Genomic DNA, 26,663 nt, shown 5'->3' with positions numbered 1-26,663 from the left:
ATCAGCTTTTTTTATCCCGCAGTAAAACCGCCATCTACAATAAGTTGCGCTCCGGTTATAAATTTTGCTCGCTCACTTGCAAGAAATAATACAGCATGTGCAACATCTTCTGGTTCTCCTATATAATCCAACGCCTGTCGCTTTAGAAATTGCTGTTCCTTTTCCTTTCTAGCATGTAGTGTCATATTTGTATTGATCCAGCCTGGACATACCACATTAGCTCGTATATGATCCTTACCATATTCCATCGCTACTCTTCTTGTCATTGCATATACAGCTCCTTTGCTAGCCGGATATACAGTACCTCCTCCGATGCCAACCAACCCACCTACACTTGTAATATTTACAATGGCTCCATATCTTTGCTTTTGCATATGAGGGATACAATATTTCATACCCAAGTAAGTTCCTAATGCATTGATACTCATTACTTGATTCCATTCCTCTACCGTTCCTTCTATTACATGATCTCTTGAGCTGATACCGGCACAGGAAATAAAAACATCAATTTTATGATATTTTCTAATAACTGCATCAATAACCCTTTTCCAATCCTGTTCTTGCTCTACATGCAGTATATGCGTTTGGAAGCGTGAATGCGGAAAAGATAAGATAGATTCATCTTGATCTGTTGCTATCACAATAGCCTGCTCGCTATCAAACAAGGATGCACAAGCTCTTCCTATTCCACTTGCTGCACCAGTAATTAAAACCACCTTATTATGAAACATCATAAGTAAAATATCCCTTTGGTAACTCATATCTGATGTTTGGTATAAAACTTACCTGTTCAAGATACCAACATCCTTGAATCTTTGTAACAACGATCTCATAGTCAAGAGTTCGCCAATCCATTTTCCAATTATGATCACCTATGACATTGCTAGCAATGCGATTAGGTTCTATACGAAACATTCGTATATATCCTTGATTAAAATCAACCTTTATAGATTCAATACGGTAGGTATGATGAAGACATGGCTCTTTTTGATTCAGTTTCTTCAAGACTGCAATCCAGTCATTAATTCCATGTATCACGTTTCCATGATAACCATCAGATATACAAAGATCAGAAACGGCAATGCGTTTTAATAAAGAATAGTCTTCAGTATCGATAACCCAACCATAACCAAAGGCAATATCTTGAATCTTTTGGACATCTGTTTGTTGTTCTATTATACTCCACGCATTGCTCACTGTAGGTATCAATTGGTGATGGCATTTCGGAATTTTATAGTCAATTAACTTCCATCCTTTTAACCAATAACTATTTCCTTCAACCCAACAAAGATCACAAACCATCTTTGAAATTCTCCAACCTTGTTTCGTTTTTTGATAATGTAAAACAAAACTCATACCGTATTGTAGATAATGAAACGCTTCTTGATGATGACAATAAAATAAAATCATATGGCAATTCTGAATCGCTTCCTCATTTTGTATGTGAAGAACGATATTTTCGATATTTTGTTTCACATGAATGGGATGTGGACATGAGAGTAGAAATAATTTTGCTAAATCATTTGGATTATGATGCCCATGTGCTATACTCATATAAATATCAGCAGCTTCTGTAAATAGATGATTCTTTTCTTTCCAATCATTCGTTCGTATTGCTTGATAGAGCTGTTGATTTAATTGATAAATGTCATATCGATCTTCTTGATTCATATGCTTTCCTCATAAAGTTATTGCTAGTTTAGCGGCATCAAATATCGCATATTTCGCATCCCGTACTTCAAAAGCATCTCCTAACACATAAGTTTCATAATTTGCTTGAACAAATTCTTGCAATGTAACATCAGGTTTTGAACCTAAAGCAATTACCACCGTATCATATCCATTTAAAACGATATCTTTTTCTCTTTGTTTTCCTATGATCCCATCCTTTGTAATTTGCATGACTTCAGTATCAGGATAGAATATACAACCATGATCATCTAATTCCTTCATTAAGATCATTCTAGGATATTTATTCATACCCTGAGCAAACTCAGAAAACTTCTCTACGATATCTACATGATTGTGATACTGTAATAGAAACTCAGCAGTTTCACAACCTACCAAACCACCTCCGATAACAAGTACTTTTTTGTCACATATTGCATATTTCCCTGATAATATATCATTTGCCTGTATCACATGTGCTTCATGGATACCTTCTATGTTTGGTAGTAGAGGTTTTGCTCCTGTAGATAAAATGATGATATCATGATGACACTCTCTTAATCTATCCTCATTCATTTCTGTTTTCATATGATAATGCACACCATATCGTTTTCCTAAAGCATGAAATGTAAAGATTGTTTGACCCAAATCTTGTTTCTTTTTAGGTACAGCGGCAAGGCAATATTGTCCGCCTAATTTATCCTTCTTTTCATAAACATGAACCTCATGACCTCGTTTTGCTAGTATCCATGCAGCTTCTAAACCTGCAACACCTCCACCGATAATACCAATACTTTTTTTCTCCATGGCTTCTGTTATTTTCCATCTTCCTTCTTTTCCGCTAAAGGGATTGATCATACAAGATATGCCTTTATCCTCTTGATCACAGCCCTTGGAATAATAGCAACGTTGCATGCAACCTGTACAGTGAAAGATTTCATCCAGTCTTCCTTCCATGATTTTATTAGGGAATTCGCTATCACAAATGGACTGTCTACCTAAGGATATAAAATCTGCTTTTCCTGATGCTATGATATCCTCAGCCAAAACAGGATCATTGATTCGTCCAACACAGATAACCGGTATAGACACGCTATTTTTTATTTGTGTAGCATGTCCAACATTAAAGCCTGGTGCTGTATGATAGGTTGTAACGATATTACCGCCTGCCGCAGATCCAGTTGATACATGAATTGCATCCGCACCAGCTGCTTCAGCCAGTTTAGCATAAATAATAGCATCTTGAATATCATTTCCGCCATCCATGAATTCATTTGCACTTAGACGAAAGATAATAGGATAATCACTACCACAACGTATTTTGATTCCTTTGATGATCTCACTTGCAAATCTTGCTCGATTTTCATAGGAACCACCAAATTCATCACATCGCTTATTTGTTGCTTTAGACATAAATTGAGCAATTAAATAACCATGTGCACCATGCACTTCAACGAAATCAAAACCTGCTTTTTTTGCTCTTTCTCCAGCATCAATAAATTTTTCTATCATTCGATAAACTTCTTCTGTTGTCATTTCTTTTACCGGTTCTTTATATTTTGTAGATGGTATAGAGGATACAGCGAAAGGAATCGCATTGGTTGTAGCACTACTAGTTTGGATACCTGCATGATGAATTTGAGCAGCACAAGTACCATTCTTCTCATGGATAGCCGTTGTTAGTTGTTTTAAATGATCAATGAAAGAATCATCATAGATTCCAACTTGATTAGGTGTCGCAAAACCGCTAGGATCCACACAAAGGAATTCTGCAATCACTAACGCAAAACCTCCTTTTGCTCTAGCAGATAGATAATCAATAGATTGTTGTGAGAATTTATGATCCGGTGTTGTTGTAGAACTATCCATAGCCGGCATAACGAATCTGTTTTTCAATAAGACATTTCCAATTTTCATTGGTGATAATACATGTTGCATAGACATATTCATCTCCTTTTAGGCATTAAGAGCCATACGACATACTTCAATGATTGCTTCTTTATGATTCATTCGCTGATTACTGGTACAACAGCTATTATCTGCACACTCTTGTGCAAAAGACTCCACTTCTGAAATACTTTTTATATAATCTTTCATACATGGAAAGTTCATTTGTTTCATCATATCTTTTACTTTATTCACTCCCATGAATGCAGCAGCTATCTGATCTTTTTTATCAATATCACACCCCAATGCTTCAGCAATATTCGCAAATCTTTCATAACATGTCTTTGCATTATACTCCATGCAATAAGGTAATGGAATACCTACAGAAACACCATGACAAACTCCATAATATTTACTTAACATAGAACCAATGGCATGTGATTCACCAGCTCCGATATTCAAGGCAATGCCCGCAAAAAGACTTGCCCACATCATTTGTTTTCTAGCATGTAAATCTTCTGGATGTTGATATGCTTGAACCAAATGTTTACCAATCAAAGAAATTGCTTTAATTGCACAGATATCTGATATCATTGCATCTTCTTCTATAGCAGTTTTATGGGTATAAGCATCAACTGCATGTGCCAAAGCATCCATACCTGTGTAAGCTGTTACCTCTGGAGGCATTCTTTTTGCGAAATCAGGAATAAGAATTGCGGTATCACTTAAGATATATGGTGTACATATCGTTGTTTTACGGTGCGTTTCTTCATTTGTAATAACCGCATATTGTGATACCTCGCTACCGGTACCACTTGTTGTAGGAATTGTGATGATCGGACAACCTCTTTTTTCAAACGTTTTATGGTTTACTGTACTTCTAGCATAATCAAGGATATCTCCTTTATGTTTTGACATAATAGATATACATTTTGCTGTATCCATGGAGCTTCCTCCTCCAATAGCAATGACTCCATCACAATGTTTTTCTTTATATAATATGACCCCTTTAGATACCATTGTATTTAGCGGATCAGATTTGACCTCTTTAAAAACTTCATATGGAATACCGTCATAGTAAAGTTGATCCTTCACTATTTTCAAAATACCTGCGTCAATCACGCCATGATCTGTGACCAATAAAGGTCTTGTAACCTTTAAATTTATTAATTCTTGTTTTAGCTCTTTCATTGCATCATCGCCAAACAATAGATGTATGCCAGCAAGCTGATAAGATAAAACACTCATTTACATAACTCCTTTCTATGAAAACAGATGGCACATAGCCATCTGTTTATGATTTTTCCTTTAATAAACGAATCGCCTGTTTTAAGATCGCCAATGCATTCATCCTTCCAAAATCTAATACACTGATGGATTCTACAGGAACTTTGCCATTAACTCTCTCCTTAATTTTTTGTTCTAAATAGGATATCTGTGGGCCAAGTAAGATACAATCCACTTGATTCAGTTCATCCTCAATAGAGGATTCCGATTTTGCATATACGAACACATCTATCTGTTTTTCTTTTGCTATCTCATTCATTTTCATTGTAATAAAACTTGTAGACATCCCCTCACTACAGACCAGTAATATGCGTTTCATACGCATCCCCTCATTCGCTTAGGGATAAGCTGTCATCCCCATCTAGATCTTCCTGATAAGAAACATCTTGTTTATTCATTAATTTCACAAATGGTAAATAAGTTAATACCGCAATACCAAGACATACGATCTGAAGGATCACATTTCTAAAATCTCCTCCACTGGCCATATAGCCTGATAGAAAAATCGGTGTTGACCAAGTAGTAAATACAACAAGCTTTGATACTAGACCCATTGCTGTCGCAACATAGGCAACTATGTAAATAATGGTCGTAGTGAAACAAAATGGAATAAAGAGGATAGGATTAAATACAATCGGTACCCCAAACAAAACAGGTTCGTTAATATTAAATAAACTTGTTGGAAGACTTACTTTAGCAATATCTTTTAGATCTTTACGTTTAGATGCTATAAAGATCGCAATCAATAATCCAAGCGTACAGGCAATACCTCCTAACGTACCATAGACATCACGGAATGGTAGACTAATAATATTAGGAATTTCTTTTCCTGCAATCCAAGCTGCATTATTTTCTTCAATTGCTACCATAAGCATTGGTTCAAAAATTGGATTAATGATCCCTGCCGGATGAATACCAAAGAAGTAAAGAAGACATTGACCAAATCCAAAATACAGTAGAAATGCAGGTAAACTAGTAGCGACACCAACCAAAGGTGCTTGAATCACTTGATTGATAAAATCATGTACTTCTAGACCACTCAAGGATACACAAACAAAGGAAATGATAGATACGACCAATTCAATGATTATGATGATAAACATAGAATTGAATGCTTCAATAATTGCCGGTGGTACATTCCCATTGATTTTTAGCTTTAACCATGATTGTTTATTCAAAAACATAAAGCCTTCCGTAACCAATAAAGCAGTCATCAAACATACGAACATACCAGAAGTACCCATTGTTCCATAACCAATCTCACTTGGCATTAGGATAAACAAGGCACCTAAACTCACCAAAGCCGGAGTCAATGGATTTTGATAGTTTTTATAACGAGCAAGATTATAGGAAACAAGAATTACCATCAACAAAGACAAGATATTTTGTCCTCCATTGATCGTTTTATTACAGATTGTTGTGATTCCTGTAACCACATTAGCAGGAAGCGCAGAAGCAAATGCTCCCCCTTCTGCAAATAATACATAACTGAAGAATACCATAAAACCTGATAATACGAGGAATGGAATCGTACTTAGAAACCCATCACGTATGGATTTTAAATGTACTTCTGTTCCAAGCTTTTCTGCAAATTTCAATACTTTCTCTTTCATATGATGTCCCTTTCTTTATGTTGTTTTTAATTCATTGATATCGGAATAAACTTCCATTAGTTGTTCACACATTTCTTTCATCATTGCGGTTGTCAATAATTGATCCTCAGCATGCATGAACAATATCGAATATGGAAGAGATATTCCGCTTGCTTCTTGTTGAATAAATGAAAAATGATGTTTATGTGCTTCATTTAAAATTTGATTCCCCTGTTGCATCATCTGCTTTGCTTCTTGAAGTTTTCCTTTTCTTGCTGCATCTACAGCTTGAAAGAAATAACCTTTCGCTTGACCAATCACTGCAATCATTTCAAATGCTGCTTGTTGTAATTCTTCCATCGTTCACCTCCTCTATATGTTATCTACAAAGTGCTTCTTCTCTTCATCAATTTCAAAGAATACACCTGGTTGATAATGAAGTTCATACATTTTCCATTTCCCATCAATTTTACGGAATAAATTTTTGTATTTGGCACTATAGAAACTTTGATGCATAGTATCACGATTCAAATTCTTAGAACCAAGTCGATGCGGTTCTACACGATATCCATATAAGATCGCTTCATCGCCATTTATCTGAATATCAACAATTTTAATTGCGTGTTCTAATGCATGTTCTTTATGTGCAGTGTTTTTAAAATTATTAATCAAATTTCTTGCACCAGATTCCATAATATTTTTACCAGCATAGAATATTACATCATCCGTATATGAGGAGTGATGCAAATGAAAGTCATTGTTATCTAATCCGAAAGAATAACGAAACATCGTTTCAATGATTTGTTCCTCATCGCTTAATTCTTCATCATTTTCTGGTATTGCTGCCCAAGGTGAATCAAATTCACTACAAATCATCGCTCTATGTCCAGCATATAGCTTATAATCCAGTAATTTCCAACCTTTCGCAAACGCTGTATTACCTTTTTCCCAATCAAGATCATACTTTATTGCGCTGATTTTCCATCCATCTTCACTATTCTGATAGGTCAAAACATATTTTCCACCATACTCAAATGAATACAAATAATTACCATCATCGATTCCTGTCAAAACCATCACATAGGCTGATTGTTGAGCAATATCCCCTTGTGTATGACATACGAAATTCATGATTCGCTGTCTAGAAACATTCATCTTAGGTCCTTGCCAAGCCAAAGCTTGTATCAAATCTTTTGCATTTTGATACGATCCAATCGTTGAGAAATCTGATGTTACATCATCAGTTACTAAGGATAAGATGCGTTTGGGATCATACAACTCTAATGCTGTAATAAATTCTTCAAATACTGCTTTAATTTCATCTCTTTTTCTCATAACATTTTCCTTTCCATCGCTTTTTTATAAATTTGATAAGCGTCTTCAATACTTACATTTTTTATATTGATTCTAGTACACTTATCCTTTACAGCTAAATTTGAAATTCGTCGTAATTCTTCATCATCCCCTACAAAATCTGATAATACTGGAAACTTCATCTTCTCTAACATTCCTTGAATATGATCTACGATAGTAACTTCTTTTGATTGATTCAGACACATCATATTTGCAATTTGATCATAACGATTTTTTCCAATGTCATAATTAAACTCAATTACATGTGGCAATAGCATTCCAACAGCAACTCCATGAGGTACATGCAATTCACCACCAAGAATATTACCTAATCCATGCGATGCACCAGAACCATATGGTAGAACAATACCTCCGATCAAACTACCCCACATCAAATCCTCCCTTGCTTCTCCATCCCCAGTTTCATAAGCCTTCACAATACTTCTACTTATCATTTCGATTCCCTTCAACGCCAATGCATCAATGATAGGATTAGGTTCATTGGAAGAACTTTTTGAAGCATAAGCCTCAATACAATGAGTGAATGCATCCATACCTGTTGATGCGATTACTTTAGGTGGGAGCTTTTGAAGAAATAATGGATCCAACAAAGCAACTCTGCTAATTAAAGAGGAAGAACCAATGGTAGCTTTTCTATGCTCTTTCTCATTGGTGATAACTGCATATGGGCTTACTTCCGAACCAGTTCCTGATGTAGTTGGAATACTAATCAATGGTAAACTTTGATTTATAAACTCTTTATAATCCTTATTCCCATGATCATAATCTAGAAGCCTTCCTTCATTTGTTGACATTGCCGCAATACATTTTGCACAATCCATAACACTTCCCCCACCTACACCTAGTACACCATTACAGCTCTCTTTGTTGAGAAGAATCACCGCTTCATCTACGGTATGACTAGCCGGGTCAGGCAACACATTATCATAGATCACAAACGAAACAGAATTCAGTTCTAAAATCTCTATAAGTGGTGCTAATAAGCCAATATCACGTAGAACTTTATCGGTGACAATAAATAGCTTTGAGATTTGAAGTCTTTCCAATTCTTTAGGGAGCGATGCTAATGCCTTACTGCCAAATAAGACTTTTGTCTGTGCATAGTTGAAAATTGATAAATTATTGCTCATTTTATCACCCTTTCTTTGAATACAGCCACATTATAACCGTAATTCAACCACATGTCAACGTACAAAGTGATTAAATTTTGATTTATTTGCCAATAATTGAGCATTATTTACAAATATTTCCTATTTTTAACTTATTTATTTGTTTGTTCTCTTTTTATTTACTACACATAATTATCATATAAGAATAATTAACCATTTTTTGCTCATTTTTCTTGCTTAATTTCTTGTTATTGCTTATAATAGAAACTGTAAGGGGGCGACCTACTATGAAAGTACAAAAGCGCTGGAAGCAAATTGAACAAATATTGAGCAATTCTGGTTCTCTATCTATAAAAGAGTTAGCTGATGAATTACATGTATCACAAACTACCATTAGAAGAGACCTAGTAAAAATGGAAGAAAATAACATGATTCAAAGATTATGGGGAGGAGCATCTCCATTAAAACAAGAACTAAATGACACGATCAATATGCAAGATGAATACATATTAAGATTTTCCAGAAACCTTAATATCAAAGAAAAAATCGCAAAAAAAGCAGCATCATTCATTAAAGATGGTGACTCGATTTTCATTGATGCAGGATCTACAACTTCTTTTATTATTGATTTCATTGAAGCTGAAGATATAACCATAGTTACAAATTCTATCAACAATTTCCCTAAACTTGCGAAAAAAAATATAAGAACCTATGTTCCTCATGGATTTATTAATTTTGGCGCAAGCGCAATTATGGAAAGAGATACAAATGAAAAATTGAATGAATTAAACTTTGACATCGCTTTTTTAGGTACCAATGGTATTGATGATAAAGCCGGTTATACTACAAGAAATGAATATGACGCAGACATAAAAAAAACTGTCATAAATCGAAGTGATCAAACATTTATCGTGGCCGATAGTTCAAAATTCGGTATTAAAAAATTTTATACCTTTGCGAATAAAAACGATGTTATTTTGATTACAGATGTAGCTCCTGATTTTAAGCTTGAACATATCATCCTTGTCAATGAGGAAGAAAGTCAAAATTGATCAGCCAATACTTGCTATTTTCATTTTTATTTGTTATGATAAACGGGCAAAAGGGAGTAGTTAGCTCACTAGAGTTGATAAGTCAACATAATGATTCATAGCGAATCTGGCTTATACAGTAAATAACGAGACTGATGCGTGGATTTTTCACGTAATGTCTCGTTTTCTTTTGTTATGGAGGATAAAATTATGAGTATTATTTCGATTTTTATGCTTAGTGTTGGTCTTAGTATGGATGCTTTCGCAGTCAGTATCGCCAAAGGAATGACAATGAAAAAACAAGAGGTTCTTAAATATGCCCTGGTTCTTGCATTATTCTTTGGTTTTTTTCAAGCAATGATGCCTGTCATAGGATGGTGGATCGGTAGTTATTTTCAAGAACTGATTTCCAGTGTTGATCATTGGACCGCTTTTGGCTTATTGGGAATCATAGGATTAAATATGATACGAGAAGCCATGCATGGTGATGAGGAAAAAGATAATGCTTCCTTAACCTTGTCTACCATTACGATTTTAGCGATTGCGACTTCTATTGATGCATTAGCAGTCGGTATTAGTTTTGCATTTCTTCAAGTTAATATCTTACTGGCAATATCAATCATAGGTATAACAACCTTCATCTTAAGTTTTATCGCCGTTTATACCGGTAATCGATTAGGTGGTATGTTGGAAAAATATGCTGGACTTTTAGGTGGTATCATATTGATAGGAATCGGAACTAAGATATTAATCGAACATTTATTTTTATAAGAATCAACTAAAAAGATATCACAAAGATATCTTTTTATATTAGTAAATTCTATAAATGAAACTTCCCGATTACATGATCTAATGCAATATCGATGACACAAGTAACTGATATTTCTTTATCAATCTCTGAATCTGCTTGTTCGTCATCTACTTCACAATATTTATGTATTAACATTCTTAAAGCTTTTCTTTTTTCATCCTCATTCATCAAAGAATGAGCGTTTCCATATGCCATTACACTTTCATAACTAGTAGAATATTCTTCAGGTTTTACCTCATCCTTGCATATAACACAAAAAGTAACTTCAGGATTTTTTTCTATCGCTTCTAACTTAAATCCAGTCTTTGCACAATGAAAATAAATATGATGATCCTCGTAAACAAAATTTAATGGTGTTAACGATGGATGTTTTTCAGTTGATACACCTAAAATACCCGTTTTTCCTTTTTTCAAAATTTCTATACAAGCATCTTCTGATAATTGTTGCTTCTTTCTTCTCATTTCCGGATACATCGCTACATCCTCCCTTTTTTCTTTCGATTATATTATTTTAGCATATCCCTTTCAAGATTACTTTTAAGCTTGTGCAAATTGTCTTAGTCAATGAGGAAGAAACCATTTCATCAACATTTGTTTTCTAAAAAGGGACCATCTAACAGTCCCTTTTCTTACGCTTAAAGAATCGTTATGCTTCCATTCTGTATTAACTCTACAAATAAATTTGCTAATTTAGGATCAAATTGAGTATTTGCTCCTTTTTTTATTTCCTCAACTGCAATCTCCAAAGGCAAAGGATCACGATAACTTCGCTTTGTTGTCATCGCATCAAAGGTATCTGCAATACAAATACATCTAGCCGCAATTGGATTTTCATCACGCTTTAATCCTCTAGGATAACCCTTTCCATCCCATCGTTCATGATGACCTAATACAGCAGGAATTACATAATCCAAACTTGGTAAATGACGAATAATGGATATTGATTTTTCGACATGTGTTTGTATCATACGATATTCATCGTCCGTCAATTTTCCTGGCTTATTTAAAATATCTTCCGGAATACCGATTTTTCCAATATCATGTAATAAGGCTGCTTCTCTTATCAATTCTACATGTTCTGCATTCAATCCATACGCTTGTGCTAATATCATCGCATATTGAGAAACATTTGCACTATGTTGAAAGGTATAACGATCTTTCATATCAATGGCTGCAGTTAATGCTGATATCGTAGGTGCATATTGTGCATATACTTGACGTGTATCTTCATTAACTTTTGTATTGTTTTGAACAATTTCTTCCATGGTATAAACTACCATACGATTTTTTCCATTTTGCTTTGCAGTAAATACGGCCATTTCTGTATTGCTGATCAACTCTTTTTCATTTTCAGCAGCATAGGGATAAATACAAATCCCTATACTAAATGTCAATACTCTTTTCCACTTCCCTTGATTCATATCAATTTGTTTTTGCATTTGATCGATTACCATTTGAAGCATTCGTTTCACTTTTATAATATCCATATTAGTACACAAGATGGCGAATTCTTTCCCACTATATCTTGCAAGGACACTATTTTCATCCTTCCAAGATGATTTTAAAACAGATGCAATTTGTTGAAGTGCGATATCTGCTTGATCTCTTCCATATAATTCATTATATAATGAAAAATCATCAATATTTAAGATGGCTAAGGCAATCGTTTCGTTTTCTTCTAGAAATTTCTTTTCTAATTCTTGAAAGAAAAATTCTCTATTCAAAAGTCCTGTTAAATGATCACTGCTTGCCTTTTCATATACACTTTGATATAAATATGCATTTTTAATTGCGATTGCACTGATACTTGCGACGCTATCTAAAAATATTAAATCATTTAACGTATATGGTTTTGGTTTTTGTGATAAAACGATCATACCAATCAATTCATTTTCCACAATCAAAGGAACAAAACAATCAATATGTAAATCATTGAAAACTCTTTTTTCTTTTTCCCACATTGATTTATACCATACACTACGTTGAAATGTCCTTAAAGATACACTTTTCTTCGTCTGTTTCAAAAACACAACACAAGGATTCTGTATAGATATATTTAAAACTTGACGATTTAGGGTATTGGAAGAGTACACCATTTCATAGGAATGTTCCTCTTCATTTAATAAACAAAGGTACACATTCACACCTTCAATGTCTTCTTTTACAACAGAGACCAATTCTTTACAAATTTCTTTTAAATCAAGATAACTAGCGATACAAGAACTATAACTTCTTAGAAGATTTGCTTTCTTCTGATCTTCTTTCACAAATAATAAGTCAATAAACCGCTTTATTGAAAAGAATACGACGCTTGTAATCAAAGAAAATAATAAAACAACTAAAGTTGTATTATATCCATTTAAGAAAGGAAATACATGATCTAGAAAGGATTCAATTGGTTGAATAAAGTTCATAGAAAACAATAATACTACTGCACATGTTAATACATAAGCTGTACCTCTTGAAATCACCAGTGTCATCTTGATCAAACGTTTATTGTATAAAATATAAAACAAACAAATCGCATTGATGATTCCACTACAAGTATCAATTGGATATTTTCCTATTGCCGGTATAGTAGATGCAAGTGTCCCTAATGTTAAAATACAGATACCTGCTATTAGTGGTAGAAAGTCTTGTAGCTGAGATCCTTTTTGAAAAATACTTTTTACGATCTTTTGTAATACAGTAATAGCAACAAATAATACATAGATGATAGGAATTGATATCCAAATAGTTGGTTCAAAACTAAAGGTCCTCATTCCATCGATTTCTACCAATTGTGGTTGCTGTATTAGTAAATCTGATAGCAATAACAATTCACAAATAATGAACAAGATCAAAAATATATATTTACGGAAATATCCTTTATCGTTTACAAAAGTACAGATAAACTCATAATACAACATCGGAATTCCAAACATACCGAAGATAGACACTTTACACCAAAAAATCACACTTGGAAACATATTGGAACGCATCATAACAGAACCGGCAGTCCATAAAATAAAGAAGAAAATCATTATTTGAAAGATATATATTAATTTATTTTTCTTAGCGGCTGTTAATGCCAAAAATAAAATCGTATAGAAAAACAAAGCAATCCCGGGAACCATAGTTAAAGTCATAATTGGTCTCCTCTTTTCTTAGGTGAACTCAATGCTAATAAATCTTGAATGCAATGTCTTGATGGATTCATTTTCACTAATTTCTTTTCGTATAATTGTTCATATAATTCAAATGTTTGACAACGGACAATGGTGATTTTCAGTGGGTCTATTCCCAACATTGTTTGTAAATCTTCATAATCATTATCAAAATAAGTAAAGTAGATTTGTAAATGTTCTTTTAATACTTTCTTATGTATTGCGTCTTTACAAATGCTTTCTTTCTCCATTTCAATGATCAAATGCAAATATGGTTTAAAATCATCATATTCTTTCACTGCCACCCATTGCTTAATAGCTAGTTTACTCATCTTAATAACATCTTCAATTGTTTTTTCACTGATTCTTGTGAAGCCGGCAATATCAATGATATCCAAAGAGCGATCAATATAGGTAAATCTAGGCAATTGTATGTGATCTTCACTATCTCTAGTGGCAATACATCGATAACGATCTTTGGTCATATAACGAGCAAAGGCTCCACCTTTAAACACCGTTACTACCAACTCATATTCTTCATGAGCAACCACTTCATCCATCAAGTATGTTTTTGGTTGATATAAAGGATTTTCTCTCATATGATTGGCTTCTTCAATTGGCATAAATTCATAAAAACAAGCATCCGGAAAAAAATACATTCCATTACGACTCCAATTTTCACTTGCAATACAGGTAGGTTCTGTCCCCGCAAAAATCTCATGCGGGCGTTTTCCCCATAACTTCTCTAATACTGGTTTGTACATATGACTATCTGTTCCTGCACATAGAAAGCATTTCATATGGAAAACATCTCTCGGTAATATGTCACGATTTTCTTTTTTTGCAGTATAATTTGCTTTCATTAGGCGATATGCCATTTTAGGTTTCATACTTCCTGATTTTGATTTTCCTGATGACATTCCTTGCACTTGAGAAAATGCCATACTTATGTAGTAAGCTACAGAACTTAAAGCAAAAAAGATATCGATTCCTTGTTTTACACCCATTTTAAATCCTAATACATTTCGTTCTTTGAAACTAAGCTTTTCAGCTTGTTCAACTGGTGGTAGGATATCCAATGTTAATTCTTCTTTGACCAAGATTGGTAATAATCCTGTTGCATAAGGCAAAGAAGCTACCCCATATAACGTTTTATCATGTGGACGTATGCTCACATCATATTTTGCTTGACTTCCTGCTAATATCAAACAGGATAACATGTTGCTTTTAAACACATCTAGCATTTCTCTTGTATAAGGTGCACATTTTATAGGATGTCTGCCTGCTTCCCATGTGGTTTCTATCCATGTCACCGGTTTTTCACATAGATCCTCTTCTCTTTTTGCTAGTAAAATATCTGCATAATCTTCATACGTTGTTAATGGCACTACTTGACGAAAGTCATCAAAGTCATGCAGAATTCTACCTTTCATAATGCTTTTTCCTAATGGAGACATCAACCACTGATCCATTTGTTCTTTCAATAAACGAAACTGAATCTTCATATATTCTTCCATACTCAAATCAAGAAACCCACAATATTCTTCCCAGATTTCTCTATACTTTTTCTTTCTCAAAAGCTCCTCAAATTGCATACGCTCTCCTTTCCTTCACTTTCTAAGGCATTGCTTGCATGATGTCAGTGTCGGGATTAAAAAAGGTACCGATTTCTGGTATTCATCATATCCTGCCAAAGTTCGTGGAAATATCAGTTTATCCTGAAGATATGCATATATAAAATTCATTAGCGAAAACATAACAGCAGCTGTCCTGAGTTCACTTGATGACAAAAATAGAGAAAGAAACCAATAAAAGAAGAACAACCATAATACTCCCGGATGGCGACATAATGCATATACACCTTTATCATAAACTTTTAATTGATCTTGTTCTATATAGGTTCCTTTAAAAGGTAATGCGAAAAATAAGGTATATATTAATAGTACAAAGGATCCTATGCTCATCATTAGTAAACACCATTGCAGAGCCCCGGTATTTTCAATAGAGAAATCGGCTTTTATTATCATCATAATAGTTACCATTCCTAATAAGATACACCCTATAGCAAATGCATATTTCCCTATCTTGTATTGATTAAAAATTTGATTGATATCATTCAACATCATAATCACAAACGATAAACATCCTATCATTACGAGCATTATTACCACTTCCTATTACGCATATCATCATTATAATATAAATTTTATCAAAAGTAACTTGAAATTGAGAATATAGTAATAATTAATTGCTGCGAATAAAACAGATATTTCAAGCTTTGTTTCATGTTATATTCGTGTGACTCTTTATTAAGATAAAGATGCTATCACATAAGGCTGAAAACTATCTAAAATAAGCTTCTAAAATGATGTTATATCAGAATAATAGAAGTAAAGAAACTCGTTGTTATATAAACCTTATTCACCAATTTTGTATTCTCTTTTGCTACATTATTAACAGCCAATCTAGCTTACTAAATAATCATAAGAATAAAGAAATTTGACTGTTAAGGGGTAGTTCTTACATAATTATGGTAAAATAAATAAACAAGGAGTGATGACATGAAACAACCATTGGCTTTTCGAATGCGACCAACGCATCTTGATGATATTATAGGACAACAGCATCTAATTGGAGAAGGTAAGGTTTTAAGAAAATGTTTAGACGCAAAACGCTTATTTTCAATGATTTTCTATGGTCCTCCCGGTACCGGTAAAACTACATTGGCAATGGTACTGGCAAATGAATTAGGAATGCCTTATCGTTTATTTAATGCGGTAACCGGTAATAAAAAAGATTTAGAAACCATATTTCAAGAAGCTAAGTTTTATGAAGGTCTGGTTGTTATCATAGATGAGGTTCATCGACTGAATAAAGATAAACAGGATCTTTTATTACCACATGTTGAAAATGGAAACATCACCTTAATCGGCGCAACTACAAGCAATCCACTTCATGCAATCAATCCTGCTATACGTTCCAGATGCCACCTATTTGAAATCAAACAGGCAAAACAAGAGGATATTGAACAAGCATTAAAAAAAGCAATCCAACATCCTGATGGTCTGAATAACAGTGTTACCATTGAAGATGATGCATTACATATCATCTCCAGACATAGCAATGGAGATATTCGTTATGCATTAAATATATTAGAAATCGTCACAATCGCAAGTGATGGCGTTATCACAAAAGATCTTGTTTCTCAATATTCTCAAATACCGAATATGAGCATGGATAGCGATGGAGATGGCTATTATGATGTGTTAAGCGGTTTTCAAAAATCCATTCGAGGCAGTGATGTGGATGCTGCATTATATTATCTAGGAATCATGATCGAAGCAAATGATATGGATAGCATTGAGCGAAGATTGTTAGTAACCGCTTATGAAGATGTCGGATTAGGTAATCCTGCTGCTGTAGCACGATGTGTACAGGCAATTGATGCAGCAAAAAGGGTAGGCTTTCCTGAAGGAAGAATTCCTCTTGCGATGGCTGTCATTGATGTTACACTATCCCCAAAATCAAAGAGTGCGGAACAGTCCATCGATCGGGTCATGCAAATTATCAAAAGAACCTCTTATAGCGTACCGGATTACTTGAAATTCACACCTGTGAATATGAAAGAACAAGATCAATATGATTATGATAGACCTGATATCTGGTCAAGAATTCAATATCTACCGGATCGTTTAAAAAATGAAAGATTCTATCAGCCACAAACCAATTCATCATATGAAAAAACTTTGGCACAAAACCTAGATAAGCTTCGAAGTGTCAAACGAACGAATCATCTTGCGGAATTAAAAAAGAAAGCTAACTGATATCAATAACTTAAAAAGAATTTATCAATATTCTTAAACCAATGTAGAGCACCTGCAACATTCGTAAAATTCTAATAAAAAGGATGAAATGATCTATAACGATCCTCTTTCATCCTTTTCATTCTTTTCCAGTATCCTCTAATACTTGTTTACGTTCTTCTTCTCTTAATATTGCTTTTTCTTTCTTTTTATTCATATACAGTTTAGCGCCCCCGAATACACCAACACATGTAGCGATTCCTCCAATGATTGCTTTTTTTACTTTTTTTCCTTCCATAAGAACTCCTCCGATCTATTCTTAGCATTGATACTGTTATTATACATCAAAGGTGTTCAAAAAGTGTCAAAGAATTATGTATAAATTATGAATTCTTTCTTAAGTTTTCTAGTTTTCTCTTATAATCCCATTGCGGACCAACGTTTTTCTCGTTCTCTCTCTTTCTCCTCTATTAGTTTTCTTCTTTCCTGAGCATAAAGACGCATCCCTGCAAAGAAGCCGATTAACGTTGCGATGCCAAGGATGGTTCTTTTTTTAATATTTTGTGCCATAAGATATCTCTCCTTTTGTTCATCTATCATCATTATAAGGGAAAGATATTGAGAATTTATTGTAGGAAAACGAAAGATTTTCTAAAGATTTCATGATAGAAAAAAAGATTGCCTTTTTGACAACCTTTTACATTTAAAAATATTTAATATAATGCTTTAGATCTCGCTTATTCTCAAAGCCATTTTCAAGCAAGAACCCATGTAACATATCACGCTCCACATCGGCAGTCAGACGAATTCCATGATAGCCATTTTTCTTCACTCTTTTTTCAAATTCAAAAAATAATTCTCTCATATACTTACTCTCTATATCATCATCTTTTGAAAATACGATAGCTACCATGTTAATTAAATTATCCGCATAAAGCGTATTATATGGAATACCATGAATATACCCTACCACCTTATTGTCAATTTCTAAAACACTGATGATATCGGTTCCTGTTTCCAATAGATTCAAGATACGTTCTTTTACCTTTTCTTCATCGTATTCATACCCTAATTGCCCGTTCAACGCATGAATCGAATGATAGTCATCTTCACTGACTCGCCTAATTTCATATTTCTCCATTTCATTTTCTCCTTTCACCGCTCTTCTTTTAGTTTATCATGAAACATATCCAGTTGCATATGTTTTTTATAAGATACCCCAATTCTTTTATAATATTCAAAAAAAGGCATTATCCTTAGATAACACCTTAGTTTTCCTTACTTTTTGATGATACTTTCGTTCCAGTGTTCATTAGGTGCAACTTCCAATAAATCAGCTACAGTTGCCGCAACATTAGATAAACCTAAGTTCTCATCTTGTTTTAATTCAACATCTGCACCATATACGATGAATGGAACTTTATTTAATGTATGAGAAGTTTTTGCTTTGATTGGCGCATCTTCTTTTTTCTTCTTTTCATACATTTCATCAGCATTACCATGGTCTGCAGTTACAAGCAAGATACCATTGACTGCATCTACCGCTTTCTTCACACGAGCTAACTGAAGATCAACTGATTCTACACCGATGACAGTAGCTTCAAAGTTACCTGTATGTCCTACCATATCACCATTTGGATAGTTGGTACGTAAGAAGTCATAGTTTCCGGATTCAATAGCTGCACATAATACATCTGTAATTTCTGCTGCTTTCATCCAAGGACGCTGTTCAAATGGAACAACATCTGATTTGATTTCTACATAGTCTTCTAAATCAGCATTTACTTTTTCACTACGATTTCCATTCCAGAAATAAGTTACATGTCCATACTTCTGAGTTTCACTGATTGCATATTCACGAATACCGTGTTTGCAAAGTTCTTCCGTCAATGTATATTTGATTTTAGGTGGTTGTGTTAAATAATTCTTAGGAATACATAAGTCTGCATCATACTGAAGCATACCGGCATACATAACATTTGGTACACGAACACGGTCAAATTTATCAAAGTTTTCATTATCGAAAGCCAAAGAAATTTCCTGTGCACGATCGCCTCTGAAGTTGAATAGAATAACACTATCACCATCTTCGATTGTTCCAACAGGCTTGCCATCCTTTGCGATAACGAAACCTGGAAGATCCTGATCAACTACACCTGTTTCATTACGATAGGTTTCAATTGCTTCTTTCGCACTTGAGAAAGCTCTTCCTTCACCAAGTACATGTACATGCCATCCTTGTTCTACCATAGCCCAGTTAGCTTCATAACGATCCATTGTGATTGTCATACGACCACCACCACTTGCAATACAAGCATGGAAGGTATCATCATTTAATTCCGCAATCGTTGCTTCAATATCATCAACATAAGTTAATGCACTTGTTTCAGGAACATCACGGCCATCTAATAACGCATGAATTCTAACTTCTTTTACGCCATCTTCTTTTGCATGTTTGATCAAAGCTTTTAAATGATTGATATGAGAGTGTACATTACCATCGGATAATAATCCAAGGAAATGCATCTTTCCATCTTTACAATTTGACACAAGATCTTTCCAAGTATCTGTATTGAAAATTTCTCCTGTTTCAATGTTTTCGTTTACCAGTTTTGCGCCCTGAGAATAGATTTGTCCACAACCTAATGCATTGTGTCCAACTTCACTATTTCCCATATCTCCATCTGTTGGTAACCCAACAGCCAATCCATGTGCTTTAATTTCTGTGTGTGGACAATTTGTCCATAATTCATCTAATGTAGGTTTGTATGCAGCCTTCACAGCATTGCCGAATTCATTTTCACTGATTCCGACACCGTCCATGACAACCAATACAACTGGTCTCTTACTCATAATATATACCTCCTGTTTTTCTATATAAATATACCACTATTTAGCGTTTTTAGAAACTGTTTTGTTCTTGATTTCTCATTTTTTGAGAACTTTTTCACAAAAACCATATCATCACTTCCCTCTTTTTTAATATTTCTCATTTCTCATCTTTTTCTATCGATAAAGAAAACAATGTTAGCATACACCTTTTAAGGCGAACGATAAAGAAAAAACGGCACCTCTTGGCCGTCTCTTTCATTTTCATCAACCTTTATAATATTCTGGTAAATGCCAATATCATGAATAAGATACCACTTACCCAAGACAAATCATAATTACATTGATGAAATACTTTTTTCCCTAAAAAGGACCCAAACAAAATGACAAATATTCCCATTAAAAAGCTGATGATCAACACAGGTAATGGATGCAGGATACTGATTCCCATCGCAAATCCACTGACCAAGGAATCAATGGATAAAGCTACCGCAAGATAAGCGGCTTCTTTTAATGAAAGATAATTGCTATGATCACTATCTGCTTTTGTTTCATCAAGATAAACATCTAATACAAAGGATATACCACTATATTCAAATTCCAACTGTTTCCGTTTATATTTCTTCAATATTCTTTTGACCGTACCTTGAAAAATCGAGCTTAGACCAATGAGAAAAAAGATGGAAAAGGAAATGCTACTACAAATCCATTGTGGTATAAAATGCTGTAATAGATTAGCAGCATATAACGACAAAGACAAAAACAAAACTCCAATAGATGAAATCAAAAGTGCACTTTGTATCGGAATACGAATATGTTTCGTGCCATAGGCTAAAGATGCCAGAAAACTATCCAGACTCAAAGCTGTAACCAATAAGAAGGAATGTAACATGGTATTCAACTCCTCTTTATTAGTCTATTATCATTTCTCATTTGTGTGAGGATTGTCTGAGGTGTTTAAAATATATATCTATTTTTTCCTGATGTTAACATTTTATTGATGTTCTTGGAAAAAATGATGTTCCATATAATCCGCCCAACCATCTTCATCACAAGGTTTCTCTGTAATTTCATTCGCAATCATTTTTGTATCAGCACTACCGTTTTTTAGACAGACGCCCCATCCACTTGCTTGTAACATATCATTATCATTCGAGGTATCACCAAATGCTAACACTTCACCCATTTTTATTTGATGAAATTCACAAAACTTCTGTAAGGTATATGCCTTTGAAACCCTGATATCAGAAAATTCCAACAATGTTGGTTGTGTTTTAAATGCTCGAAAATTAGGACTGGGATGTTCTTGAAAATAATGTTCGATGTCTTTCATATCTTCTTCATGAACTCGAAACATAATTTTTGCTTGATCCTCTTGATAGAAATCAGAAATATCCTTTACCCTTATAATATCCATTTTAGATGATTTCGCAGATAACATAGCAAGCTCATCTAACTCTGAACATAATAATTGATCATTTTTATACATTAAAGTATTTATAGTAGGATATCGTGACATAATATCGATGACCTCTTTGATCCATTCCTTCTTCATAATAAAATATCGATGTTCTTTTTTCTCAACACCATCCCATAAAACAGAACCATTCAGTGAAATCAGAACATCAAGATCTTCAAATCCCCATGATCGAACCATTCGTTTTACTTCTTCTAACGACCTTCCAGATGCAATGCCAAAATAGATCCCCTGCTCTCGAATCGTCTGAATCATAGTTTTTGCCCGTTCAGATAGCATTTCATGTTTTACGATCAAGGTATCATCAATATCACATATGACCAATTTCTTCTTCATTTAAGATTACCTCCATTAGAAATTCTTTTACCTATATTATATCTCTTTTCTTATGAATATGGATTTTATATTTTCTTTTCATATGATATCCTATCGCCATAAAGATAAGACTGATCGTCATACCTAAGATAGCACTACTGTTTATCGCATGATCAGAATGCTTCATAACTAAAATTGCACATTGTATGGTGACAATAGATACACAAGCATCCATGAAATGTATCATTTTCAACATAGATAATAGACTATTTTCCTGTTTTTTTACGATAACCATCCCATAGATGGCACTCCCTATCTTATAAAAAGCAAAGGCTGTTACGCCATATAATAAATAGCTAGGATACATCCTTTTTTCATTGAAAATAAGCATCCATATACATAAAACAAAATAAGAAAGACCTAGAAAAAAGATAAAGAAGCCAATATGATGATAATTTTGTATCTTTAATTCATTGTTATGTAATGATTTAGATAATATTAGTATGTAGCCTTTCGCAATACATAAAATGATGTCATATCCACTTAGAATCATAAACCAAATAGAAGAATCATAAATTCCATAAAACAATTTTACAATACCCACACTGAGATTCATAAAGAAAGATAAAGAGCTAAAGGCAATACTACGATCATAGAAGTTATTAAAATATTTCTTTTTGATTTTATAAATGTGTGTTTTCATTTTCAATCTATTTTATCAACAACAGATTGGCTTTTTCACAGATTGTATAAATATCATCATTTAGTTGTTCAATCAAAGGATTGATTTCTCTAGTTTGTTTCTCAGCAATGGATCGATATAATAGATAAGGAAGGATCCACCCTAAAAAAGCAGGTATCGCAAGTAATATCATCCAAAACACATGTCCTCCTAAGTAAGAAAAAGTAGCGCCTGCCATAAACGCAGTTCCTACAAGTCCCACTGTAAAAGAAACAATTTTTGCCTTCGTTGTTTTTGATGCTTCTAGCTCAATGATTTCCTTCACATATGCCTCAAACTGTCGCTGTAAACGTGTTAATTCTGATTTATTACATAGTTTTCGATCTCGTTTAAATCTTAAAATAATTGTTTCTTGTTTCCTCACTGATGGTATTGATGCATCCAATTGCCAGCCAAAGTAAGGAAGACAATCTCTATATATAGCCTCCATCCTATGATCTGTAATAATTTCTTTATATTCATATCCAATCACATTTTCTCTCATCATAATACCTCACTTTAATCCAATCATAAAAGGTATAAAACCTATCAACATCATAATCGAAAGCATGCCAATCACAATACCAAGTAACATTTGATGAAATACCATAGTGAAACACATGCCTATACCAAACCCCAGTAATCCCAATAGTATACCGATCACCTTTAGAATGGTTTTCTTTGAATAAACCAATGGCGCTTTGTGTTCCATCTTACGATAAACAATCACCATGAACCATAAAACAAATAGTCCTATCAGACCTAATATCGTTCCTTCTCTTTGTAAATTCCACTTTGGTATCGTACACATACACATACTCAGTCCAATCAACATGATGCCAAACACACCAATCACAAGACTGATATATTTACTTTTTTTCATGTTCTGCACCTCGCATATCCTTTTCTTTTTTCAATCTGATCTTAGCTTCTTCGATGGTTTCATGATCTCTTGTGAGGAATTGATCTACAAAGGTATCTTCTATTTGTTGATATTTTCCAACAACTGCCGATTCTATACGTGAATATCCATCCACTGCTTTTTCTTCAATTTTCTTATTCCATTTTACTAATTTTGATTTTGCCATGATAATGACCTCCTTTAAACAAGCTTAGTATACAAATCTTTTGTTTATGATTTACTTCAGAATTGTTTCAGAATTATGAATAAGAATTTTTTCAAGATAGACAATGTTCCATCAGTTTGTTAAAATTGAACTGTACTATTAAAAATCATATAAGGAGGTTTTATTATGGTGATTGGAATCATTGGAGAAAGTTGTACGGGAAAATCTACATTAGCAAAAGCTCTTGCTTCACGGATAAATGCTGAAGTCATATCCGGTAAAGACTATATAAGAATGTCTAAAAATGAATCTGAAGCAGCATCATTATTTCGACAAAAATTAGCAACGGCAGTTCATGGAAACAGCATCATCTATGTTATTACTGAAAAAGATCAATTAGCTTTTCTACCTGATCAATCTGTTCGTATTGTCATCACTGCGGATCTAGAAACCATTCAGGAGCGTTTTGCACAGCGTATGCATGGAAATCTTCCGGCTCCTGTCAAAATGATGTTGGAAAGAAAACATGGATGTTTTGATCATGAACCTTGTGATCTACATTTGAAAAGTGAAACATTGGATATCGATCAGGAATGTAATCAGATTCTTTCGTTATTAGGTCAATAACGAGCATCATAATAGTAAAAACTGTGACTTTTCAGATGATGAAAAAATCACAGTTTTTTATTTTTTTTCATCACTTTTAAAATTCTGACAAGAATCCGGGTATCTCTTACTTCAACGAATCTACTTTCTGATAGTTGCTTGATCTTTAATTCATATCAAATAGTAACAGGTTATTTTAATCTTACAAGGTTCTAACCCTTTAAGAAAACACATAAATTTTCAAATTCATTAAATTCTATCCTCAAGGATGCTTTTTTCTATCTGTTTGGAATATGGTATACTAAAGATAGAAAAGAGGTGGTGTGTTTTATGACAGAAATTTTATTCTTTATCGCTATTATTACCATTATTTGCACCTTATCATCCCGTATATCTCATCGTTTTGGCATTCCTTCTTTATTGATCTTCATTGCCTTGGGGATGATATTTGGAAGTGATGGTATTTTCCGTATTGATTTTGCCAATTATCAATTAACAGAGAAAATAAGTACCATTTCTTTAATTTTTATAATGTTTTATGGTGGATTTTGTATGAATTGGAAAATAGTGAAACCTGTCGCAGGCAAAGCATGTTTATTATCGTCGATTGGTATCATTACAACCTGTTTTTTGGTAGGCTTCTTTGCACATATCATTTTAGGTACAGGTATAGAAGGCTATTTGTTAGGAGCTGTCTTAGCATCTACGGACGCTGCTAGTGTTTTCTCTATTCTTCGTATGAAAAAACTAAACTTAAAACATGGTATAGCCCCTTTATTAGAGATGGAAAGTGGAAGTAATGACCCTTTTGCATATATGTTAACAGTTCTTATCTTACAGATCATGGCACCATCTGCAATATCACTACCAAAATTGATAATTGCACAAATCGGGTTTGGTCTAGGATGTGGGTTTCTTATTGGGTATCTAGGATCCTTCATCTTCAAGAATCTACGCTTTAAAGATACGGGAATGCAAATCATTTTATTGGCAGGCATCGCCTTACTTGCATATACGTTACCTACTCTTTTATCCGGAAATGGATTTTTAAGCGTCTATATTGCCGCAATCGTGATGGGAAATCATACTATGGATCATAAAGTAGAAGTTGTTGCTTTCTTCGATAGTATTTCATCTTTGATGCAGATATGTTTATTCTTCCTACTTGGTCTATTAGCCTTTCCATCGCAAATTCCAGAGATTATGTTTCCAGCCTTCCTAATTTTCATCATCTTGACCTGTATCGCCCGTCCTCTTAGTGTTGCATTACTTTTAACGCCCTTTGGCGTACCATGGAAAGAACAACTATTTATCTCCTGGTGTGGTCTAAGAGGAGCTGCTTCTATCGTGTTTGCTATTTTGACTGTTGTAAGTCCTGCCTATATGAATAATGATATCTTTCATATTGTCTTCTTTGTTTCCTTGTTATCTATTACCCTACAAGGCTCTTTTCTTCCCCATATTGCACACATCCTAGATATTGAGGATGAATCAAATAATACAATGCTCACTTTTAATGATTATCGTGATGAAAACAGTCCGATCTTAATTGAAACGCATATCACAAAAGAACATCCATGGATCAATAAACAGCTTAGCGAAGTTATCATGCCTACAGGAATGCTCGTCGTTATGATCAAGCGAAAAAATGAAAAAATACTTCCAGAAGGAAGTACTACTATATTGGCAGATGATATTCTTGTGATGTGTTCCCCTATTTATTATGATGATACTGAAATTCCCTTAGAAGAAATCATCATTGATGCACAACATATCTGGTTAAATAAGCAACTACATGAAATCAATAAAAAGAATGACTTTCTTATTATTATGATCAAACGAGATCAAAAAACCATGGTTCCTAAAGGAGATACACAAATCCTATTACATGATCGTTTACTTCTTTGTCAAAAAGATTTGTTATAAATAGAAAAGGCAGG

General features: G+C 33.9%; 28 protein-coding genes. 5 read left to right on the top strand and 23 right to left on the bottom strand.

The genetic code is table 11. From position 1 onward, the window contains the following. Positions 1-11: 11 nt before the first annotated feature. Genes UGRO018_RS08135 through UGRO018_RS08095 form a run of 9 tightly spaced genes read right to left on the bottom strand, consistent with a single transcriptional unit; the run spans position 12 to position 8,938 of the window. Positions 12-734, bottom strand: a complete 723-nt coding sequence (locus tag UGRO018_RS08135; protein WP_416325980.1) for an SDR family NAD(P)-dependent oxidoreductase — start codon at positions 732-734, stop codon at positions 12-14. Continuing rightward, positions 721-1,671 carry a nuclear transport factor 2 family protein gene (locus UGRO018_RS08130; protein WP_416325979.1) on the bottom strand — a complete coding sequence of 317 codons (951 nt, stop codon included), beginning with the start codon at positions 1,669-1,671 and terminating at the stop codon, positions 721-723. Before UGRO018_RS08130 ends, UGRO018_RS08135 begins: the two co-directional genes overlap by 14 nt. 9 nt (positions 1,672-1,680) lie before the next feature. Then, positions 1,681-3,612 (bottom strand): oxidoreductase, encoded by a 1,932-nt coding sequence (locus tag UGRO018_RS08125; protein WP_416325978.1) that lies wholly within the window; start codon positions 3,610-3,612, stop codon positions 1,681-1,683. A 12-nt stretch (positions 3,613-3,624) separates the two neighbouring features. Continuing rightward, positions 3,625-4,803 carry an iron-containing alcohol dehydrogenase gene (locus UGRO018_RS08120; protein ID WP_416325977.1) on the bottom strand — a complete coding sequence of 393 codons (1,179 nt, stop codon included), beginning with the start codon at positions 4,801-4,803 and terminating at the stop codon, positions 3,625-3,627. 46 nt (positions 4,804-4,849) lie between these two features. Then, positions 4,850-5,161, bottom strand: a complete 312-nt coding sequence (locus UGRO018_RS08115; protein ID WP_416325976.1) for a PTS sugar transporter subunit IIB — start codon at positions 5,159-5,161, stop codon at positions 4,850-4,852. A 10-nt stretch (positions 5,162-5,171) separates the two neighbouring features. Further along, the gene (locus tag UGRO018_RS08110; RefSeq protein ID WP_416325975.1) at positions 5,172-6,455 is read right to left on the bottom strand and encodes a PTS sugar transporter subunit IIC; all 1,284 of its coding nucleotides are present in this window, start codon (positions 6,453-6,455) and stop codon (positions 5,172-5,174) included. Between the two features lie 15 nt (positions 6,456-6,470). Beyond that, on the bottom strand, positions 6,471-6,794 hold the full coding sequence (locus UGRO018_RS08105) for a PTS lactose/cellobiose transporter subunit IIA (RefSeq protein ID WP_416325974.1): 324 nt from the start codon (positions 6,792-6,794) through the stop codon (positions 6,471-6,473). 12 nt (positions 6,795-6,806) lie between these two features. After that, positions 6,807-7,769: a nuclear transport factor 2 family protein gene (locus UGRO018_RS08100; protein ID WP_416325973.1), complete on the bottom strand. Its 963-nt coding sequence runs from the start codon at positions 7,767-7,769 to the stop codon at positions 6,807-6,809. Beyond that, the gene (locus UGRO018_RS08095) at positions 7,766-8,938 is read right to left on the bottom strand and encodes an iron-containing alcohol dehydrogenase (RefSeq protein WP_416325972.1); all 1,173 of its coding nucleotides are present in this window, start codon (positions 8,936-8,938) and stop codon (positions 7,766-7,768) included. Before UGRO018_RS08095 ends, UGRO018_RS08100 begins: the two co-directional genes overlap by 4 nt. Before the next feature lie 266 nt (positions 8,939-9,204). Here UGRO018_RS08095 and UGRO018_RS08090 point away from each other — a divergent pair, with 266 nt between their 5' ends. Then, positions 9,205-9,969 carry a DeoR/GlpR family DNA-binding transcription regulator gene (locus UGRO018_RS08090; protein ID WP_416325971.1) on the top strand — a complete coding sequence of 255 codons (765 nt, stop codon included), beginning with the start codon at positions 9,205-9,207 and terminating at the stop codon, positions 9,967-9,969. 189 nt (positions 9,970-10,158) lie between these two features. Beyond that, complete coding sequence (locus tag UGRO018_RS08085) at positions 10,159-10,719, top strand: manganese efflux pump MntP (protein ID WP_416325970.1); 561 nt, start codon at positions 10,159-10,161, stop codon at positions 10,717-10,719. 49 nt (positions 10,720-10,768) lie between these two features. Here the strand turns inward: UGRO018_RS08085 and UGRO018_RS08080 are convergent, their stop codons facing one another. From UGRO018_RS08080 to UGRO018_RS08065, 4 genes are all read right to left on the bottom strand, one after another. Continuing rightward, positions 10,769-11,233, bottom strand: a complete 465-nt coding sequence (locus UGRO018_RS08080) for a pyridoxamine 5'-phosphate oxidase family protein (RefSeq protein WP_416325969.1) — start codon at positions 11,231-11,233, stop codon at positions 10,769-10,771. 161 nt (positions 11,234-11,394) lie between these two features. Then, positions 11,395-13,887, bottom strand: coding sequence for an HD domain-containing phosphohydrolase (locus tag UGRO018_RS08075; RefSeq protein WP_416325968.1), 2,493 nt, complete (start codon positions 13,885-13,887; stop codon positions 11,395-11,397). Further along, complete coding sequence (locus UGRO018_RS08070) at positions 13,884-15,500, bottom strand: GH3 domain-containing protein (RefSeq protein ID WP_416325967.1); 1,617 nt, start codon at positions 15,498-15,500, stop codon at positions 13,884-13,886. Before UGRO018_RS08070 ends, UGRO018_RS08075 begins: the two co-directional genes overlap by 4 nt. Positions 15,501-15,515: 15 nt before the next feature. Next, positions 15,516-16,037 carry a hypothetical protein gene (locus tag UGRO018_RS08065; RefSeq protein WP_416325966.1) on the bottom strand — a complete coding sequence of 174 codons (522 nt, stop codon included), beginning with the start codon at positions 16,035-16,037 and terminating at the stop codon, positions 15,516-15,518. Between the two features lie 429 nt (positions 16,038-16,466). Between UGRO018_RS08065 and UGRO018_RS08060 the strand changes: the two genes are divergently transcribed. Further along, on the top strand, positions 16,467-17,729 hold the full coding sequence (locus UGRO018_RS08060) for a replication-associated recombination protein A (RefSeq protein ID WP_416325965.1): 1,263 nt from the start codon (positions 16,467-16,469) through the stop codon (positions 17,727-17,729). Between the two features lie 118 nt (positions 17,730-17,847). Here UGRO018_RS08060 and UGRO018_RS08055 read toward each other — a convergent pair whose 3' ends face one another. From UGRO018_RS08055 to UGRO018_RS08010, 10 genes are all read right to left on the bottom strand, one after another. Then, entirely contained in the window at positions 17,848-18,006 is a 159-nt protein-coding gene (locus tag UGRO018_RS08055) for a hypothetical protein (RefSeq protein ID WP_416325964.1), read from the bottom strand. Between the two features lie 119 nt (positions 18,007-18,125). Then, positions 18,126-18,278 carry a hypothetical protein gene (locus UGRO018_RS08050; protein WP_416325963.1) on the bottom strand — a complete coding sequence of 51 codons (153 nt, stop codon included), beginning with the start codon at positions 18,276-18,278 and terminating at the stop codon, positions 18,126-18,128. Positions 18,279-18,411: 133 nt separating this feature from the next. After that, on the bottom strand, positions 18,412-18,849 hold the full coding sequence (locus UGRO018_RS08045; RefSeq protein WP_416325962.1) for a GNAT family N-acetyltransferase: 438 nt from the start codon (positions 18,847-18,849) through the stop codon (positions 18,412-18,414). 137 nt (positions 18,850-18,986) lie between these two features. Next, positions 18,987-20,561: a 2,3-bisphosphoglycerate-independent phosphoglycerate mutase gene (gpmI, locus tag UGRO018_RS08040; protein ID WP_416325961.1), complete on the bottom strand. Its 1,575-nt coding sequence runs from the start codon at positions 20,559-20,561 to the stop codon at positions 18,987-18,989. Between the two features lie 250 nt (positions 20,562-20,811). After that, positions 20,812-21,429, bottom strand: coding sequence for a manganese efflux pump (locus UGRO018_RS08035; RefSeq protein WP_416325960.1), 618 nt, complete (start codon positions 21,427-21,429; stop codon positions 20,812-20,814). A gap of 102 nt (positions 21,430-21,531) precedes the next feature. Next, positions 21,532-22,350 (bottom strand): HAD-IIB family hydrolase, encoded by an 819-nt coding sequence (locus UGRO018_RS08030; RefSeq protein ID WP_416325959.1) that lies wholly within the window; start codon positions 22,348-22,350, stop codon positions 21,532-21,534. 31 nt (positions 22,351-22,381) lie between these two features. Continuing rightward, complete coding sequence (locus UGRO018_RS08025; protein WP_416325958.1) at positions 22,382-23,032, bottom strand: hypothetical protein; 651 nt, start codon at positions 23,030-23,032, stop codon at positions 22,382-22,384. 7 nt (positions 23,033-23,039) lie between these two features. Further along, positions 23,040-23,558, bottom strand: coding sequence for a hypothetical protein (locus UGRO018_RS08020; RefSeq protein ID WP_416325957.1), 519 nt, complete (start codon positions 23,556-23,558; stop codon positions 23,040-23,042). Positions 23,559-23,564: 6 nt separating this feature from the next. After that, a complete protein-coding gene (locus UGRO018_RS08015; protein WP_416325956.1) occupies positions 23,565-23,933 on the bottom strand; it encodes a hypothetical protein in 369 nt (122 codons plus the stop codon). After that, entirely contained in the window at positions 23,920-24,138 is a 219-nt protein-coding gene (locus UGRO018_RS08010) for a hypothetical protein (protein WP_416325955.1), read from the bottom strand. The genes UGRO018_RS08015 and UGRO018_RS08010 overlap by 14 nt, the downstream gene beginning before the upstream one ends. Positions 24,139-24,303: 165 nt before the next feature. On the opposite strand from UGRO018_RS08010, the gene UGRO018_RS08005 reads away from it, so the two are divergent. Continuing rightward, a complete protein-coding gene (locus UGRO018_RS08005; RefSeq protein ID WP_416325954.1) occupies positions 24,304-24,744 on the top strand; it encodes an AAA family ATPase in 441 nt (146 codons plus the stop codon). A gap of 309 nt (positions 24,745-25,053) precedes the next feature. Then, complete coding sequence (locus tag UGRO018_RS08000; RefSeq protein ID WP_416325953.1) at positions 25,054-26,649, top strand: potassium/proton antiporter; 1,596 nt, start codon at positions 25,054-25,056, stop codon at positions 26,647-26,649. Positions 26,650-26,663: the final 14 nt, after the last annotated feature.

Source organism: Hoskinsella mucinilytica (assembly GCF_045223415.1).
Taxonomy (GTDB): domain Bacteria; phylum Bacillota_I; class Bacilli_A; order Erysipelotrichales; family Erysipelotrichaceae; genus Hoskinsella; species Hoskinsella mucinilytica.
Note: the sequence above shows the minus strand (reverse complement) of the source record. Positions and strands in the feature narration are given on the sequence as shown.

Excerpts from the sequence above, each read along its gene's own strand:
- UGRO018_RS08020 (WP_416325957.1), bottom strand. The coding sequence starts at position 23,558 with ATGATGAGAGAAAATGTGATTGGATATGAATATAAAGAAATTATTACA.
- UGRO018_RS08005 (WP_416325954.1), top strand. The coding sequence starts at position 24,304 with ATGGTGATTGGAATCATTGGAGAAAGTTGTACGGGAAAATCTACATTA.
- UGRO018_RS08120 (WP_416325977.1), bottom strand. The coding sequence starts at position 4,803 with ATGAGTGTTTTATCTTATCAGCTTGCTGGCATACATCTATTGTTTGGC.
- UGRO018_RS08055 (WP_416325964.1), bottom strand. The coding sequence starts at position 18,006 with ATGGAAGGAAAAAAAGTAAAAAAAGCAATCATTGGAGGAATCGCTACA.
- UGRO018_RS08030 (WP_416325959.1), bottom strand. The coding sequence starts at position 22,350 with ATGAAGAAGAAATTGGTCATATGTGATATTGATGATACCTTGATCGTA.
- UGRO018_RS08010 (WP_416325955.1), bottom strand. The coding sequence starts at position 24,138 with ATGGCAAAATCAAAATTAGTAAAATGGAATAAGAAAATTGAAGAAAAA.
- UGRO018_RS08000 (WP_416325953.1), top strand. The coding sequence starts at position 25,054 with ATGACAGAAATTTTATTCTTTATCGCTATTATTACCATTATTTGCACC.
- UGRO018_RS08080 (WP_416325969.1), bottom strand. The coding sequence starts at position 11,233 with ATGTATCCGGAAATGAGAAGAAAGAAGCAACAATTATCAGAAGATGCT.
- UGRO018_RS08135 (WP_416325980.1), bottom strand. The coding sequence starts at position 734 with ATGATGTTTCATAATAAGGTGGTTTTAATTACTGGTGCAGCAAGTGGA.
- UGRO018_RS08050 (WP_416325963.1), bottom strand. The coding sequence starts at position 18,278 with ATGGCACAAAATATTAAAAAAAGAACCATCCTTGGCATCGCAACGTTA.
- UGRO018_RS08025 (WP_416325958.1), bottom strand. The coding sequence starts at position 23,032 with ATGAAAACACACATTTATAAAATCAAAAAGAAATATTTTAATAACTTC.
- UGRO018_RS08090 (WP_416325971.1), top strand. The coding sequence starts at position 9,205 with ATGAAAGTACAAAAGCGCTGGAAGCAAATTGAACAAATATTGAGCAAT.
- UGRO018_RS08115 (WP_416325976.1), bottom strand. The coding sequence starts at position 5,161 with ATGAAACGCATATTACTGGTCTGTAGTGAGGGGATGTCTACAAGTTTT.
- UGRO018_RS08035 (WP_416325960.1), bottom strand. The coding sequence starts at position 21,429 with ATGTTACATTCCTTCTTATTGGTTACAGCTTTGAGTCTGGATAGTTTT.
- UGRO018_RS08100 (WP_416325973.1), bottom strand. The coding sequence starts at position 7,769 with ATGAGAAAAAGAGATGAAATTAAAGCAGTATTTGAAGAATTTATTACA.
- UGRO018_RS08085 (WP_416325970.1), top strand. The coding sequence starts at position 10,159 with ATGAGTATTATTTCGATTTTTATGCTTAGTGTTGGTCTTAGTATGGAT.
- UGRO018_RS08015 (WP_416325956.1), bottom strand. The coding sequence starts at position 23,933 with ATGAAAAAAAGTAAATATATCAGTCTTGTGATTGGTGTGTTTGGCATC.
- UGRO018_RS08070 (WP_416325967.1), bottom strand. The coding sequence starts at position 15,500 with ATGCAATTTGAGGAGCTTTTGAGAAAGAAAAAGTATAGAGAAATCTGG.
- UGRO018_RS08095 (WP_416325972.1), bottom strand. The coding sequence starts at position 8,938 with ATGAGCAATAATTTATCAATTTTCAACTATGCACAGACAAAAGTCTTA.
- UGRO018_RS08125 (WP_416325978.1), bottom strand. The coding sequence starts at position 3,612 with ATGTCTATGCAACATGTATTATCACCAATGAAAATTGGAAATGTCTTA.
- UGRO018_RS08130 (WP_416325979.1), bottom strand. The coding sequence starts at position 1,671 with ATGAATCAAGAAGATCGATATGACATTTATCAATTAAATCAACAGCTC.
- UGRO018_RS08045 (WP_416325962.1), bottom strand. The coding sequence starts at position 18,849 with ATGGAGAAATATGAAATTAGGCGAGTCAGTGAAGATGACTATCATTCG.
- UGRO018_RS08075 (WP_416325968.1), bottom strand. The coding sequence starts at position 13,887 with ATGACTTTAACTATGGTTCCCGGGATTGCTTTGTTTTTCTATACGATT.
- UGRO018_RS08060 (WP_416325965.1), top strand. The coding sequence starts at position 16,467 with ATGAAACAACCATTGGCTTTTCGAATGCGACCAACGCATCTTGATGAT.
- gpmI (WP_416325961.1), bottom strand. The coding sequence starts at position 20,561 with ATGAGTAAGAGACCAGTTGTATTGGTTGTCATGGACGGTGTCGGAATC.
- UGRO018_RS08110 (WP_416325975.1), bottom strand. The coding sequence starts at position 6,455 with ATGAAAGAGAAAGTATTGAAATTTGCAGAAAAGCTTGGAACAGAAGTA.
- UGRO018_RS08105 (WP_416325974.1), bottom strand. The coding sequence starts at position 6,794 with ATGGAAGAATTACAACAAGCAGCATTTGAAATGATTGCAGTGATTGGT.